Source organism: Maritimimonas sp. 2205BS37-2 (genome assembly GCF_056591755.1).
Window position 1 is genome coordinate 1,177,840 of sequence record NZ_JBWQOI010000002.1, and the last position, 15,820, is coordinate 1,193,659.

Sequence of the window (15,820 nt, forward strand, 5' to 3'; positions counted from 1 at the left end):
TTATATTAATCCAAATTGCGCAAGATGATGATTAAAATGTTTTCTATGGAATAAGTTCCATTCATATCTATTAAGGTCTCCAAAAACAATATTCTTTAATGTTGCTTCGGGATTTTCTTTAAAATAAGCTTCGAAATCATCATATGCTTCTAATAATTTTTGTTTTGCCGTTTCTAAACTATCATGCTTTAGCTTTTGAAGTTCTTTTTCTAATAAATCTGGAGCCGCATGATTTCTAGGCATCGGTTTGTAATTATATAGGGTATTATAAACTTTTTCTATAATTTTTTCAGGCGTTGAAAACTCAAAATCTTGAATTTCTCCTGAAGATATTCTTGTAGAATATTCCAGATGCTCAACCATGTGCTGAGGTGTCATGCTTCCCCAAACAGGCTTGGTATCTTCTGTTAATAGATTCAGATAGGTTTCAATAGTTTGTTTATTAATATCAGCGAAGGTTTCTTGTTTTTTCTGAACCATAGTTAGAACGGTAGCTAGCGCTACTAATTCATCTTCGGCATCAAAAATTTCTGCAAACCATTTCACAATACCACTTGGGTGCTCTGCGCTGTTCACATCACGATCTATTTTCTGCTTACAGGTAAGACGAACATAAATCGTATCATTATGATATAAAGGGCGTAAGAAACGACACTCTTCTAATCCGTAGTTGGCTGAAACAGGGCCTTTATTTGGATAAACAAATAGTCCTGCTGCTGCAGAAATAATGAAATAACCATGGGCTGTTCTTTTTTCAAAAATGCTTCCGTCTAAAGAGGTAATATCGGTATGTGCATAGAAATGATCCCAGGTAACATTCGCGAAACTTATAATATCTGTATCTGTAATTGTTCGCTTATGCGTTTTCATTGACATTCCAGGTTCAATGTCTTCCCAATGATATTTAAACGGATGTTGTTCCGCCTCTTTATACTTAGCATTAGGCTGATAGATACCCGTGATTTCTGTTAAAGTAGTTGGTGTGCCTTGAATAGCTGTTCGTTGCAGGTAATGTTTAATGCCTCTCATACCACCCATTTCTTCTCCACCTCCTGCACGTCCAGGACCTCCATGTACTAAATTTGGTAATGGCGAGCCATGACCAGTGCTTTCTTTTGCCATTTCACGGTTAATCACTAATATACGGCCATGATGACTTGCAGCATTCACAACATAATCTTTTGCAATTTTGTCGTCAAATGTTGCGATAGAAGATACTAAAGACCCTTTACCCATTTGAGCTAGTTGCACAGCTTCCTCAAGGTTTTTATAAGGCATGATTGTACTTACAGGCCCAAAAGCTTCGCGTTCATGAATAGCGGTACTTTTAAAAGGATGATCAGCACGCAATAAAATAGGGCTAATAAATGCGCCTTTTTTAGCATCTGCACCAATGGTATCTATTTTATCTAAATTACCATAAACGATTTGCGCTTCTTTAGCAATATCTTGAACAGACTTTTTAACTTCTTCCACTTGTTCTTTACTAATTAATGACCCCATTCTAACTTCTTTTAAGCGTGGGTCACCAATAGTTACTTTATCTAATGCTTTACCTAAGGATATTTGTACATCTTCGACGAGGTTCTCTGGAACGATTATTCGACGAATTGCTGTACATTTCTGACCACATTTCACGGTCATCTCTTTACGTACCTCTTTTATGAAAAGATCAAATTCCGGAGTTCCGGGAACGGCATCTTCTCCTAGGATAGAAGCATTTAACGAATCTGCTTCCATTGTAAATGGCACAGCTTCTTGAATAATTCTTGGATGTGCCTTCAATAAACGACCTGTAGCAGCCGATCCGGTAAAAGTTACAACATCTTGTGATTCAATGGTGTCTAAAATGGTTCTTATGGTACCATTAATGATCTGTAAAGCTCCTTCTGGTAGAATACCCGAATTAATAATTTCTCTAGCCACTGCTTCTGCCAAATATGAAGATGATGGGGCTGGTAGTACAACAGCTGGCACACCTGCCATCCAATTTACAGCACACTTTTCTAACATGCCCCAAACCGGAAAGTTAAAGGCATTAATATGAACGGCAACACCTTTTTTAGGAACCATAATATGATGTGCCATAAAACGACCTCCCCTTGATAAATCTATAGAATCACCTTCTACATGAAAGGGTTGATTTGGGAATAATTTTCTTAAGGATGCATTCGCAAAAAGATTACCAAAACCGCCTTCGATATCGATCCAACTATCAACTTTAGTTGCTCCAGTACGATAGCTTAAGTCATAAAAAGCATCTTTTCTTTTGGTAAGATGTAATGCTAATTTTTTGAGCATATTACCACGTTCTTGAAAGGTCATTTTACGAAGAACTTCTCCTCCTTTTGTTCTGCCGTATTGAAGAATTTCAGGAACGTCTAAACCTTCAATAGCAATGTTAGAAATAACTTCCCCTGTTATAGCATCGTATACGGGAGTGCCTTCTTCTTTGCCTTCTGTCCATTGACCTTGAACGTAATGTTGTATTTTTTTCATAATGTCTTTATTATGCCATTATTCGTAATATTCTTCCATTAATTTTCCCTTCTACACTTTTCACATAAGCATCAACAATTTTATGCATAGGCACCGGTGTATTGCCAGGGAAATAGTCTTTATATTTTTCAAAAGAGTCTTCTACTAAATCAGAACACACTACATTAACTCTTATGTCATCTAATTCTAATACTACTGCTTTTACAAAACTATTTATAGCGCCGTTAACCATTGCGGCGCTAGTAGTCATATCTACAGGATCATCGGCTAAAATTCCGGTAGATAAGGTGATAGAACCTCCTTTATTCAAATAGCCTTTGCCTATTCTAACCGTATTTACTTGTCCCATCAACTTGCTTTTGATTCCAATATAAAAATCATCTTCTGAGAGTTTATCAAATTTATCCCATTTAGCATCACCTGCTATTGCAATTATGGCGTCAACTATTCCTGTTTCTTCGAACATTTTTTCTATAGAATTTGAATCAGAAAAATCTACTTGTATATCACCAGAATTACGACCTGCAATAATAACTTCATGTTTTTTAGAAAGTCTTTCTGTAACTTTCTTGCCAATCGTGCCGTTTCCTCCTATAATTAAAATCTTCATTTTATACTCTTTCAATTATTGCTGCATATCCTTGTCCAACCCCAACACACATGGTAATTAAGGCATAGCGCTTTTGTTGTTCATGTAATTCTAAAGCTGCCGAATATGCAATTCGGGCTCCGGTAACACCCAATGGATGCCCAATAGCAATTGAGCCTCCGTTAGGGTTTAATCTAGCATCATTATCTGCTAAGCCCCATGCTCTTGTACATGCCAAAGCTTGTGCCGCAAAAGCTTCATTTAACTCTATAATATCTATATCATCCATGGTTAACTCGGCTTTCGCCAATGCTTTATTCGATGCTTCAACGGGGCCAATACCCATAATCCTTGGCTCAACACCTACTACTGCAGAACTTACAACTCGTGCTAATGGCTTAAGGCTGTATTTTTTCACTGCATCTTCTGAAGCAATAATTGTTGCAGCAGCACCATCATTGAGTCCTGAAGAGTTCCCTGCGGTAACGCTGCCTCCCTCTTTCTTAAAAGCTGCTCTTAGCTTCGCCAAAACTTCAAGAGAAGTATTCGGTTTTACAAATTCATCTTTTGAAAATTGAATGGAGTCTTTTTTACGTTGAGGAATTTCAACCGTAACAATTTCTTTTGCTAAACGCCCTTTTTCTTGTGCTTTTGCTGCTTTCATTTGACTCCAATAGGCAAACTTGTCTTGATCTTCTCGAGAAATATTGTATTTCTCTACTAAGTTCTCAGCGGTATTTCCCATCCCATCGGTACCATATAATTCATGCATTTTTTTATTCACAAAACGCCATCCAAAACTCGAATCGTACATTTTAGAATCGTTACCGAAAGCACTAGAAGGCTTCGCAATAACATAAGGTCCACGCGTCATATTCTCAACACCACCAGAAATAAAGAGATCTCCATCTCCAGCTTTAATAGCACGATTTGCCTGAATGATAGCTGACAATCCTGAGCTACACAATCTATTTACAGTTTCGCCGGGAACGGTAAATGGTAAACCAGCCAACAACAAAGACATTCTGGCTACATTGCGATTATCTTCACCTGCCTGATTTGCACAACCCATAATCACATCGTCATAAGCGTCTTTTGGAATATTCGAATTTCGTTCTACTAATTCTTTGATGACAATTGCGCCTAAATCATCAGTTCTTACTGCTGATAAAGTGCCTTTATAACTTCCTATGGGTGTTCTAACCCCATCTATGATATATGCTTCTTTCATAATTTTATTCTTCCCAATCTTTTTGAGTTCTATATACTACTCCTTTGAATAAAGCAACCAATTCATTGCCTCGCTTCACCTCAACAATGTTAAACCCTAATTTGTTATTTACTTTTTCGATGACACACTCTGCAATTAAATGGTCTCCTTCTTCTAATGCTTCAATATGATTGATTGATGTTTCAATGGAAACTGCGTATTTACCATGCGTATTAGATGTGAAACCGAACGCCGTATCGGCTAAAGAGTAGCTAATACCACCATGTGCATAGCTCATGCTATTCAACATTTCTTTGCGTATGGTCATAGCTATTTTTACACGACCAACCTCACTTTCTAGAATCTCAATACCCAACCATTGGCTATAAGCATCTTGACTTAACATTTTATATGGAATTTTAGCGCCTTCCATTAAAAGAATGTTTTATTTTCTCTATTCATTTTTCGCAATAACGGACTACATCGATAGCGATCTTCATGATATTCATTATAGAGTAAATCTAATTTGTTTACACACCATTCAGTCCCTTTTTCATCTGCCCAGGCCAACAACCCCTTTGGGTAATTTACGCCTTTCGTCATGGCATTATCAATATCTTCTTCCGAAGCAATATTTAAGAATAAAGCATCAGCTGCTTCATTGATTAACATGACTAATACACGATCAAAAATATATTGCGCTAACTCTTTATCTTCTTTTGGATTTGGCTTCGTAGCACCTTCCGTATAATCATAATAGCCTTTACCAGATTTACGCCCTAAATAACCTGCTTCAGACAAACGCTTTTGTGTAAATGATGGTTTATACCTTGGGTCATAGTAGAAGGCCGAAAATACAGTTTCGGTTACGGTATAGTTTACATCGTTACCAATAAAATCCATCAATTCAAAAGGTCCCATTTTGAAGCCTCCCAAGGTTTTTAGACTCCAATCAATCGTTGCAAAATCGGCTAGACCTTCCTCATAAATTCGTAAAGATTCTCCATAAAATGGTCGTGCCACGCGATTCACAATAAAACCTGGAGTATCTTTTGCTACAGCGACCACTTTTTTCCAATTAGAAATCGTTTCAATAGAATGATCTAAAACTTCTTTAGAGGTTTGTACAGCAGGAATCACCTCAACCAATTTCATTAAAGGAGCGGGATTGAAAAAGTGTATCCCTATACAACGTTCGGGTCTTTTTAACGACGAAGCAATTGAAGCAATTGACAAGGAAGAGGTATTAGACGCTATAATACAGTCTTTAGAAACATAATTTTCTAATTCTGAAAATACTTTTTGCTTAATGTCTAAGCTTTCTATAATGGCTTCAATTGTAAGGTTAGAATCACTCAAATCTTTCAAGCTATCTACATAATCTATATTTTTTTGGATTCTTGATTTTTCAGCCTGATCAATTCGTCCTTTTTCAATAAGTCGTGATAATATTTTTTCTAAAGCTCGCTGAGCTTTATCTAAAGCAGCTTGATTAGTATCGTACAATTTTACTTTACAACCAGCAGTAGCCGCCACCTGTGCAATGCCACTTCCCATAGTTCCAGAACCGATTATTCCTACATTCATATCTATTTCCCTTTGAATTCTGGTTTACGTTTTTCAATAAAAGCTACTACTCCCTCAGCATAATCTTCACTTTGTGCTGCTTCTATTTGATATTTTGATTCCATCGCTAATTGCGCATCTAAAGTGTTTGTCATAGACGCATTAAATAATTCTTTAATCATACCAAGAGCTCTGGTAGGCATATTTGCTAATTTTAAAGCAAGCTTCTGGATCACTTCTTCAAAATTTTCTAAAGAGGTGACCTTATAAATCATTCCTATACGCTCTGCTTCTTCTGCAGAAACTTTGTCTCCTAACATGGCTAAAGCTTGTGCTTTTTGAAACCCTATTAAGCGTGGTAAAAAGAAAGTTCCAGCACTATCGGGAATCAGTCCAATCAAACTAAAAGCTTGAATAAAGCTAACTTTTTCATGGGCCACTACGATGTCACATGCGAGTGCAATATTAGCACCTGCACCAGCTGCTACACCATTGACAGCTCCAATAATTGGTTTTTTGATTGTACGAATCCTTTTAATAATTGGATTGTAATGTTCTTCTAATATTTTTTTGAAACCAGGGTTTAACTCAGGAGAAGTTACCTCTTTTAAATCTTGCCCCGCACAAAAAGCTTTTCCGTTTCCGGTAAGAACAATTGCTCTAACGTTGTTATTTGTATTACAATCATCCAAAATCGATTGCAGCCGCAATGCCATTTCACGATTAAAGCTATTAAATACCTCGGGTCTGTTGAGCGTTATATACGCTATTTTATTTTCAATTTTTAATTCAATTGAATTCGTACTCATACCTAATTATTAATTTTCCTCTTTTAAAAGGAATTATATTTTGAAATAAGGATTATAAATGATCCCTACTACATTTTTCCAAGGGTCTGTAACGGTTGCTACCATTAATTCACCACCAACGTTTGTTGGTTTTTCATGTTCTGAAGCTCCCAAGTTTAATAAATGTTGAAATTCTTTTTCAATATCTTCAACGCCCCAATAAGAAAGCACATTATCTGATTTTTCAACTGGCTTTTCTCCTTCTGGTAATAAGCCTAGTTCAAAGCCTCCAATATTAAATCCTACATAATAGGGCTCATCAAAATAAGGTTCTGTCTTAAATGCTTTTGTATACCATTCTTTTGCGGTACTTAAATCTGGCACTTTATAGATGGTTGTACGTAGTCCTAGCATTATTTTAAACATTTAAAATAATCAAAAGGCTCTTGACAATCATCACACTGAAACTGTGCTTTACAAGCTGTAGAGCCAAACTGGCTTACCAATCTCGTATTTTGTGAGCCGCAATTGGTACATTTTACTAGTCGTTTTCCATCTAAGAGTACACTTTTGTCTTCTTCAGCTTCTAAAGGTGCTGCAATGCCATATTCTTCTAAAGCCTTTCTGCCTTTAGGCGTAATCCAATCGGTTGTCCAAGCAGGAGCAAGAATTAATTCAACTTCTGAATTATAACCTGCCTCTTTTAGAGCTTTTTTAATATCATCGCCTATTACATCCATTGCCGGGCAACCACTATATGTTGGAGTAATCTCAACTTTTGCAATATCACCTTCAATAATTGCAGAGCGCACAACTCCCATATCCATAATTGATAATACCGGTATTTCGGGATCTGAAACCTGCTCTAAAATTGAAATTAAAGTCTCATCTATCTTCCCTATAGGGGAAGAATTCTCACTCAATCTCAATATGTTTTTTATCTCACTCATATTATTTTCCTCCTTTCAGAGGATTAATGCGGGCTTTACCACTCCATATTTGGGTATGTACGTTGCATGTATTGCAAATCTGCCAATAGATATCCTAAATGTTCTGTATGTATCCCTTGTTTACCCCCTTTTTGAAACCATTTAGACTCAGGAACCTTTAAGGTCGCTTCTTCTAATATTTCTGAAACATTATTGTAGTAGGCTTCTTTTAGTATTGTTACATCAACCCCAACACCTTCGGCCACCATTTCTATATCTGCTTGAGTTTGATGAAATAGTTCATCCGTATAGGTCCATAGATCATTGATGGCTTCCTGCATTTTCTGACTGCTCTCATCTGTACCATCTCCTAATCGCTTCACCCAATCTGATGAAAAGCGTACATGGTAACTCACTTCCTTTATACATTTTTTTGCAATGGCAGAAAGTGTTAAGTCATTACTTTTTTGAAGCTCATTAAGGAGTGCTAAGTGATAAATGTCAAATAAAAATTGCCGGCCAATTGTGTAGGCAAAGTTTGTATTTGGCTGTTCAGCCAACAACACATTTTTATACTCGCGCTCCTTGCGTAACATCGCAATGTCATCTTCGGTTCTTTCGTCTCCTGCTATTTTTGCAGCATATTGATAGTAGCTACGTACTTGGCCAAATAAATCCAAGGAGATATTGGTACAAGCAATGTCAGTTTCTAAAGTAGGGCCATGGCCGCATAATTCTCCCATACGCTGGCCAAGAATCAGGCTATTGTCTGCAATACCGAGTATATAGTTGTATAAGCTTTCCTTCATTACATGTGTTTTACTTCGTCTGGTAAATCATAGAATGTTGGATGTCGATACACCTTATCTTGAGCTGGTTCGAAGAGCTCACCATTATTTTCAGGGTTTGAAGCTGTAATATGTTTTGATTCTACTACCCAAATGCTAACACCTTCATTACGTCTTGTGTATACATCTCGAGCATTTTCTAATGCCATTTCAGCATCTGCTGCATGAAGACTACCAAAGTGTCTATGTTCTAATCCGTTTTTACTTCTTACGAAGATTTCCCAAAGTGGCCAATCTTTTGTTGCCATATTTTCTAGTATTGAGAAGTTAGTATTGAGTATTGAGAAGATCATTTAAAATCTTACTACCCAAATCTCACATCAAATTAAACTGCTTGTTTTCTTCTTTCTTTTTTTTCTGCATAAGCCATGGCAGCATCGCGAACCCATTCACCGCGGTTCCATGCACCAACTCTTGCTTTCATACGCTCTTTATTCATTGGACCATGACCTTTAACTACTTGCCAAAACTCATCCCAATCGATTTCTCCAAAATCGTAACTACCTCGTTCTTCATTCCATTTTAAATCTGGATCAGGTATTGTAAGTCCTAAAATATCTGCTTGAGGAACTGTTTGATCAATAAATTGTTGGCGCAATTCATCGTTGGTTTTACGTTTTAATTTCCATTTCATAGATTGGGCGGTATGCACAGATTTATCATCAGTTGGTCCAAGCATCATCAAACTTGGCCACCACCATCTATTCAAAGCATCTTGAGCCATTTCTTTTTGTTCAGGGGTTCCATTTGCTAATTTTAGCATGATTTCATAGCCTTGACGTTGATGAAAACTTTCTTCTTTACATACCCGAATCATCGCTCTAGCATATGGGCCATAAGAAGTATTGCATAAAGGTACTTGATTAATGATTGCAGCACCGTCTACCAACCAACCGATAGCACCCATATCTGCCCAGGTTAAAGTAGGATAATTAAAGATGCTTGAATACTTAGCCTTCCCGGTGTGTAATTGCTCGTACAATTCTTCTCGTGAAATACCTAAAGTTTCTGTTGCGCTATATAGATATAATCCGTGACCTGCTTCATCTTGTACCTTTGCTAAGAGAGCCACCTTACGACGTAATGATGGGGCGCGAGTGATCCAATTTCCTTCAGGAAGCATTCCAATAATTTCAGAATGTGCATGTTGCGACATTTGCCTAATATGGGTTTGTCGATATTTTTCGGGCATCCAATCTTTAGGTTCAATTTTTTCGTCGCGAGCAATGCGCGCTTCAAATTGGGCTTCTAAGTTTTTTATTTGTTCTTCACTCATAGTTTTGAGTTTTATTTTATACATCGAAATCGACCACTACTTTTTTTGATGTTGGCACTGCTTGACAGCTCAACACAAAGTTTTGAGCAACTTCTTTATCTTCTAGAGCATAATTAATTTTCATTTCAACATCTCCTTCCATAACTTGGCATTTACAAGTACTACAAACACCACCTTTACAAGCAAAAGGCAAATCTGCTCCTGCACTCAGAGCAGCGTCTAGAATGTTATCATATTCTTTAGTCATGGTGAAGTCAAATTCTTTACCACCATCAACAATGGTAACTTCAATTCCTTCAACATTCTGCTTAGCTAAGCGCTCTGCTCTTTTAATATCTTCTTCAGAAAGCCCTGTAACAAATAATTCAAAATGAACAAAATCTTTAGGCAATCCGGCATTAACCAAATAGTCGCTTACATAATTAACCATTTGCTCTGGACCACAAAGAAACACCTCACTTGTATCTGGAATATCAATAAATGTTTTGGTAAGAACTTGCATTTTTTCATCGTCAAATCTTCCGTTAAACAATTCAATATCTCTTCGCTCCTTGGTTAAAAAGTAATAGATTTCGAGTCTACCGAAATAGGTGTTTCTAAGTTGTTCTAGTACTTCCTTAAAGATAATAGATTTTGCTGTTTTATTTACATAAAATAACTTGCAAGTAGAGTTTGGTTCAAGAGCCAAATGCGTTTTGATCATTGATATTATGGGAGTAATACCACTGCCTGCGGCAAAAAACAAGTAGTTTTTTGCTTTTTCTGGATTACACTTTACACCAAATGTGCCGCTAGGTGCCATTACTTCAATTTCGTCACCGGCTTTTAACTCTTCATTTATGTAGGTAGAAAATTTTCCTTCCGGAATTTGTTTTACCGCCACTTTCCATTGTCCTTCGATTGGGCTAGAACATAACGAATACGAGCGACGCACATCTTCACCTTTAATAACAGTTTTAAGGGTTAAATGCTGCCCCTGTTTAAATTTGAAAGTTTCCTGCAAATTTGAAGGAACTTCAAAAGTAACCACAGAAGTATCTTCGGTTTCTTTATAGATATCTGTAACCTTTATGGTATGAAATTCTGCCATATTCAATAAATAATCTAAAACTAACACTTGTTAGTTTGATTGACAAATTTACAAAATATTTAGTAATTATTTGTTAATACCGTTGATAAGGATTTGACTTAAGCTTTGAGCCAATTCTTCTGGGTTCAGATCTTCTTTTTTAGGAATCCATAAATACAGAGATCTCAGTGTTGTGAGAATGGAAAATAAGATGGTCTCGGGGTTTTCATTTTTTAGATCAGCCAATTCAATACCTTGCCGAATAATATCTCTAAAATTGTCTTCATAATTATGACGTAGTTCTAAGTAATAGTCAAGTTGTTCTTCTAAATGCATCCAGTCATTATTTAGAGATGCCATACCATAGGTATTTTTCGAGGTTATATCAACATGTAATTTGATAATAACTTTAAGCTTATCTATAGTATTTAGATTTGAAGATCGAATCTGATTCATTCCTAAGGTAAACTCTTCGGCGATAGAAATTATAATATCTTTAAGAATAGCCTGTTTTGAATTTATGTGGTTATATAAACTGGCAGCTTTAATTCCCATTTCTGCGGCGAGATCTCGCATGGTTACAGCACTATAACCTTTCTCTTTAAATAGTTTTGCAGCTGTCTGTATAATTTCTTGTTTACGTGATTCAGGCTTCATTACAGTTTTAAAGTATTAAATTCTTCGGGGCTTTTAATGGTAGTTTCATTGTACTGTAATGTCCATCCAAGAGAATTTGTGATAAAGTAAAATTTTGATAGCTCACTCATTAGTCGAGTTTTAGCATTCGTTCTTAGATTTGAATCATCTATTTTTTCTTTTATTGCCGCTTTAATGGTTTTATTAATTTTATTATAATCGTTCGATCTAAATGGATTGAAAAAGCCTTGTTGTAAATCATAAAACTCTAACTCGGGATGAATTTTAATTTCAGGTTCTGGAATAAAACTAATTTGAAGTACTTTGCTCGCCTTGTCAATTTTAAACTCAATTTTACTTAAATCATACGAAACACTTACGTCTGCATTAGCAACAACAAGTGCTTTTTTTTCAGAGGAGATTAAATTGCCAAAAAGCGTTCGAGAGTTTTTATAATCGTAAATCTTACTAAAGTGCCCTTCAGTAACAATTAGCTTACTCGCATTCTTTATTTCTTTTTGAATTAGGGTTGAACTTTCTTTAAGAATTGTGTTGTTTTCTTTTCTGTTTTCATAAAACCTAAAAAGCAAAAGAATTAACAATGTGATTATTACCCCAAAAAGGACTTTTCTCATTTAAAGTTGATTAAAATGTAAATTTAATCATTTTGATTTGCAATGTACATTCAAGTTAAAAGTTTAAATTTTATAACTTTGGATACAATATCAAGCTATGGAAAATATAGAAAGTAATCCTATTATTGATCGATTACCACCGCATTTAAAACAATTTATTAAGCCGCAGAATTACGATGATTACTCACCTATTAACCAGGCTGTTTGGAGATATGTTATGCGCAAAAGCATTGCGTATTTAAGTAAAGTTGCACATCACTCTTATCTTGATGGTTTAAAAAGAACAGGGATTTCCATCGATACTATACCCAGTATGTATGGAATGAATCGGATTTTAAAAGATATTGGCTGGGCAGCTGTTGCGGTTGATGGATTTATTCCACCTAATGCTTTCATGGAATTTCAAGCATATAAAGTTTTGGTTATAGCGTCAGAGATTAGACAATTAGAAAATATAGAATATACTCCGGCACCAGATATCATTCATGAAGCCGCGGGGCATGCACCGATTATTGCCAATCCCGATTACGCTGAATATTTAAGACGTTTTGGTGAAATAGGAGCAAAGGCAATTTTATCATCTCATGATAATGAAATGTATGAAGCTGTACGTAGATTATCTATACTCAAAGAAGCCTCCAACGTTGAAGAAAAAGATGTGATAGAAGCCGAAAGAAGAGTTGAAACTTTACAAAATAAGAAGGTTCCACTTTCTGAGATGGCTAAAATTAGAAACTTGCATTGGTGGAGCGTTGAATATGGAATGATAGGTTCTTTGGATGACCCGAAAATATATGGTGCGGGATTGCTGTCTTCTATAGGAGAGAGCGAATGGTGTATGTCTGATAATGTTGAGAAGTTACCTTATGGCATTCAAGCTGTTGAGCAAGATTTTGATATAACGAAACCCCAACCTCAATTGTTTGTTACTCCAGATTTTTCGTATTTAATGGAAATTTTGGAGGAATTTGCCGGTACAATGGCATTAAGAAAAGGAGGGTTTAGAGGAGTCCAAAAATTAATAGAATCAGAAAAAATAGGTACAATTGAGTTAAATACCGGGCTTCAAATTTCAGGGGTATTTACAAGAACAATTTTAAATGAAGATAACGAGGTGGTCTTTTTTAAAACAAAAGGTCCGTCTGCCTTGGCATATCGAGAAAAAGAATTAATAGGTCACGGTATTGACATGTATCCTAACGGATTTAGTTCACCATTAGGAAAATTAAAGGGGATTAACCTCGCTATAGAAAACATGGGGCCTAGAGACTTAAAGGCTTATAATTTTTATGATGGAGAATATTTATCATTTGAATATGAAAGTGGAATCACAGTAGAAGGAATTAACATCACGGGTTTAAGAAATGTTAATGGTAAGCTAATTTTGATTCAGCTAAAAGAATGTACAGTATCACATAAAGATGAAATTTTATTTTCACCCCAAGATGGAATTCTAAATTTAGTGGTGGGCTCTTCAATTGTATCAGCTTATGCGGGAGGTGCTGATTATAAATCATTTAATAACTTATATCATGTCTCAGAAACAAGGACTATTAAAAGTTCCAAAAACACAAAGAGAGAAGTATTAGAGAATATTTATCTAGAAATAAGAAGACTAAGGAAGGATCATAATCCAGATATAATTAAACTAACTACTCTTTTTAGAACCATTCAATCTGATTATCCTCTAGAATGGCTATCACTATTAGAACTTTATGAAATTGCTCTTTTAACCAAAAAAAACAATCTCGACAAGCAGATATTAAAAGAATTAGATACCAGAAAAGAAAAAAATAAAGCGATTGCTAAGCTCGTAGAAAGCGGTATTCAATTGCTACAAGAAAAACTTAATCAATTTGGCTAACTCGTAATGTATTTACCATCCCTTGAGCTTGTACAGGCATTGAGGTTAAATTAATTACATAATCGCCCTTTTTTGTATATCCTTTTTCTTTTGCGATTTCATTAATATCTTCAACGGTGTCATCAGTGCTTACCAATTTATCATAGTATAGCGCTTTAACGCCCCAAAGTAAATTTAGCATCGCTAAAATTCTTCGGTTATTGGAAAAAGCAAGAATATGAGTTTTAGGCCTCCAAGCAGAAATTTGAAAAGCCGTATAACCACTATTAGTTAAGGTTGAAATAACTGTAGCATTAATTTCATCAGCCATACTTGCTGCTTGATGACATATAGTTTTTGAAATAAAACGGTCATTAACACTTTGTATGAAAGATTCCGGTTTAATTATAAGCGGAGAATCTTCTACACTTTCAATAATCCTTCTCATCTTTCTAATAACCTCTATAGGGAATTCGCCAACAGAGGTTTCACCAGATAACATTACAGCATCGGCCCCATCCATGATAGAATTAGCAACATCATTTACTTCTGCTCTTGTTGGCACCTGACTCGAGATCATAGTTTCCATCATTTGAGTAGCAATGATTACTGGAATTCTTGCCTTTTTGGCTTGCAATACCAATTTCTTTTGAATTAATGGAACACGCTCCATTTCAACTTCTACGCCAAGGTCACCACGTGCTACCATTAACCCATCACAATGAGCAGTTATTTTCTTAATATTTCCAACCGCTTCTGGCTTTTCTATTTTAGCGATTACAGGAATTTTATGATCTGAATGTTTGTCTATTAATTCTCTCAAATCAATAAGGTCTTGGGTGTTTCTTACAAAAGAAAGGGCTATCCAATCTACTTCAAGGCTAATTGCAAAAAGTGCATCTTTGATATCTTTTTCAGTTAACGCCGGTAATGAAATATCGGTATTAGGAAGGTTCACTCCTTTTTTTGATTTTAATTTTCCGCCGCGCAATACTTTGGTTTTAACTTCTCTTTCTCCATCGGTTTCTAAAACTTCAAAGAGTAGCTTGCCGTCATCAACCAAGATCTGCTCTCCTTTTTTCACATCTTTAGGGAAATTTTGATAAGTCATAAAAGCTTTATCCTGAGTGCCTTCTCCTTCTTCGGTGGTAAATGTAAAGGTCTCCCCCTTTTTAAGTTTTATTTTTTCTCCCATCACCCCAACGCGTAATTTAGGCCCCTGTAAATCAGCCAAAACAGCAACATTATAATTTTTACGTTTATTAATTTCGCGTATTTCTTTTATTTTTTCACGCACGTTATCATAATCGGCATGAGAAAAGTTCACACGAAAAACATTAACGCCTACATCCATCATTTCTTCAATGACTTCCTTATTATTACAGGCAGGGCCAAGTGTTGCAACTATTTTTGTTTTTTTACGGTTACGCATAATTAAAAAATTAAAAAATCTTTCGATTTTAAGGTTTTGGGGTTAATTGAATATGATGTAAGTATATTCTTTATGTTGTTAATTTTTGATAGGATAGTGTCAAGTTTTGGCATATCCATATCGGCTTCAATTTTTAAAAAATAATCGATTTGCTTTTTTTCTGGTATCAGAACTGATGTGTGTAACTGTTCTTTAAATAGATTATTTGATGTATCCTCACTGGACACATAATTATACTTGTTGGCGATTAACGACCAGTAGGTAAATGTTTTGCCACAGTCAAAAGTAAATAATGAAAAATGTGCTTGGCTTGAGTCAAAATCTAAGTCTTCCGAATTTCTGTTTAGCTGGATGTTTAAATTTGTATTCAAAAAAAAAGCAAGTCTATAATCTTCTAACGACGTATGTAACCCGATTAGGTTATAGTCATGGTCATTTTCATAATCTAAGACAAGAACTTTTGACATTCACTTTCTTTTATGCTAAATTAAGTATTGTTT

General features: G+C 35.6%; 17 protein-coding genes. 1 reads left to right on the forward strand and 16 read right to left on the reverse strand.

The genetic code is table 11. The features are described 5' to 3' along the window. The 14 genes from paaZ to AC1EUU_RS12800 all read right to left on the reverse strand — a co-directional run bounded on the left by paaZ (nt 1) and on the right by AC1EUU_RS12800 (nt 12,045). Complete coding sequence (gene paaZ, locus AC1EUU_RS12735) at nt 1-2,499, reverse strand: phenylacetic acid degradation bifunctional protein PaaZ (RefSeq protein ID WP_480201812.1); 2,499 nt, start codon at nt 2,497-2,499, stop codon at nt 1-3. Between the two features lie 10 nt (nt 2,500-2,509). After that, a complete protein-coding gene (locus tag AC1EUU_RS12740; protein WP_480201813.1) occupies nt 2,510-3,109 on the reverse strand; it encodes a short chain dehydrogenase in 600 nt (199 codons plus the stop codon). Between the two features lies 1 nt (nt 3,110). Beyond that, entirely contained in the window at nt 3,111-4,319 is a 1,209-nt protein-coding gene (gene pcaF, locus AC1EUU_RS12745; RefSeq protein ID WP_480201814.1) for a 3-oxoadipyl-CoA thiolase, read from the reverse strand. Between the two features lie 4 nt (nt 4,320-4,323). Beyond that, on the reverse strand, nt 4,324-4,731 hold the full coding sequence (locus AC1EUU_RS12750) for a PaaI family thioesterase (RefSeq protein WP_480201815.1): 408 nt from the start codon (nt 4,729-4,731) through the stop codon (nt 4,324-4,326). Beyond that, the gene (locus AC1EUU_RS12755) at nt 4,731-5,885 is read right to left on the reverse strand and encodes a 3-hydroxyacyl-CoA dehydrogenase NAD-binding domain-containing protein (RefSeq protein WP_480201816.1); all 1,155 of its coding nucleotides are present in this window, start codon (nt 5,883-5,885) and stop codon (nt 4,731-4,733) included. Before AC1EUU_RS12755 ends, AC1EUU_RS12750 begins: the two co-directional genes overlap by 1 nt. A 2-nt stretch (nt 5,886-5,887) precedes the next feature. Beyond that, nucleotides 5,888-6,673, reverse strand: coding sequence for an enoyl-CoA hydratase-related protein (locus AC1EUU_RS12760; RefSeq protein WP_480201817.1), 786 nt, complete (start codon nt 6,671-6,673; stop codon nt 5,888-5,890). A gap of 33 nt (nt 6,674-6,706) precedes the next feature. Continuing rightward, a complete protein-coding gene (locus AC1EUU_RS12765) occupies nt 6,707-7,066 on the reverse strand; it encodes a VOC family protein (protein ID WP_480201818.1) in 360 nt (119 codons plus the stop codon). Continuing rightward, the gene (paaD, locus tag AC1EUU_RS12770) at nt 7,066-7,602 is read right to left on the reverse strand and encodes a 1,2-phenylacetyl-CoA epoxidase subunit PaaD (RefSeq protein ID WP_480201819.1); all 537 of its coding nucleotides are present in this window, start codon (nt 7,600-7,602) and stop codon (nt 7,066-7,068) included. Before paaD ends, AC1EUU_RS12765 begins: the two co-directional genes overlap by 1 nt. Nucleotides 7,603-7,637: 35 nt before the next feature. Further along, nucleotides 7,638-8,390 (reverse strand): 1,2-phenylacetyl-CoA epoxidase subunit PaaC, encoded by a 753-nt coding sequence (paaC, locus tag AC1EUU_RS12775; protein WP_480201820.1) that lies wholly within the window; start codon nt 8,388-8,390, stop codon nt 7,638-7,640. Then, nucleotides 8,390-8,677: a 1,2-phenylacetyl-CoA epoxidase subunit PaaB gene (paaB, locus tag AC1EUU_RS12780; protein ID WP_480201821.1), complete on the reverse strand. Its 288-nt coding sequence runs from the start codon at nt 8,675-8,677 to the stop codon at nt 8,390-8,392. The genes paaC and paaB overlap by 1 nt, the downstream gene beginning before the upstream one ends. A 77-nt stretch (nt 8,678-8,754) precedes the next feature. Further along, nucleotides 8,755-9,705 (reverse strand): 1,2-phenylacetyl-CoA epoxidase subunit PaaA, encoded by a 951-nt coding sequence (gene paaA, locus AC1EUU_RS12785; RefSeq protein WP_480201822.1) that lies wholly within the window; start codon nt 9,703-9,705, stop codon nt 8,755-8,757. Nucleotides 9,706-9,721: 16 nt separating this feature from the next. After that, on the reverse strand, nt 9,722-10,795 hold the full coding sequence (locus tag AC1EUU_RS12790; RefSeq protein ID WP_480201823.1) for a 2Fe-2S iron-sulfur cluster-binding protein: 1,074 nt from the start codon (nt 10,793-10,795) through the stop codon (nt 9,722-9,724). A 66-nt stretch (nt 10,796-10,861) separates the two neighbouring features. Next, the gene (locus AC1EUU_RS12795; protein ID WP_480201824.1) at nt 10,862-11,431 is read right to left on the reverse strand and encodes a TetR/AcrR family transcriptional regulator; all 570 of its coding nucleotides are present in this window, start codon (nt 11,429-11,431) and stop codon (nt 10,862-10,864) included. Next, nucleotides 11,431-12,045 carry a DUF4230 domain-containing protein gene (locus AC1EUU_RS12800; protein ID WP_480201825.1) on the reverse strand — a complete coding sequence of 205 codons (615 nt, stop codon included), beginning with the start codon at nt 12,043-12,045 and terminating at the stop codon, nt 11,431-11,433. The genes AC1EUU_RS12795 and AC1EUU_RS12800 overlap by 1 nt, the downstream gene beginning before the upstream one ends. Before the next feature lie 97 nt (nt 12,046-12,142). On the opposite strand from AC1EUU_RS12800, the gene AC1EUU_RS12805 reads away from it, so the two are divergent. Further along, the gene (locus AC1EUU_RS12805; RefSeq protein ID WP_480201826.1) at nt 12,143-13,909 is read left to right on the forward strand and encodes an aromatic amino acid hydroxylase; all 1,767 of its coding nucleotides are present in this window, start codon (nt 12,143-12,145) and stop codon (nt 13,907-13,909) included. Here the strand turns inward: AC1EUU_RS12805 and pyk are convergent. Together pyk and AC1EUU_RS12815 are read right to left on the reverse strand one after the other, a co-directional pair. After that, entirely contained in the window at nt 13,893-15,320 is a 1,428-nt protein-coding gene (gene pyk / locus AC1EUU_RS12810; RefSeq protein ID WP_480201827.1) for a pyruvate kinase, read from the reverse strand. The genes AC1EUU_RS12805 and pyk overlap by 17 nt on opposite strands. 2 nt (nt 15,321-15,322) lie before the next feature. Next, a complete protein-coding gene (locus AC1EUU_RS12815; RefSeq protein ID WP_480201828.1) occupies nt 15,323-15,787 on the reverse strand; it encodes an IPExxxVDY family protein in 465 nt (154 codons plus the stop codon). Nucleotides 15,788-15,820: the final 33 nt, after the last annotated feature.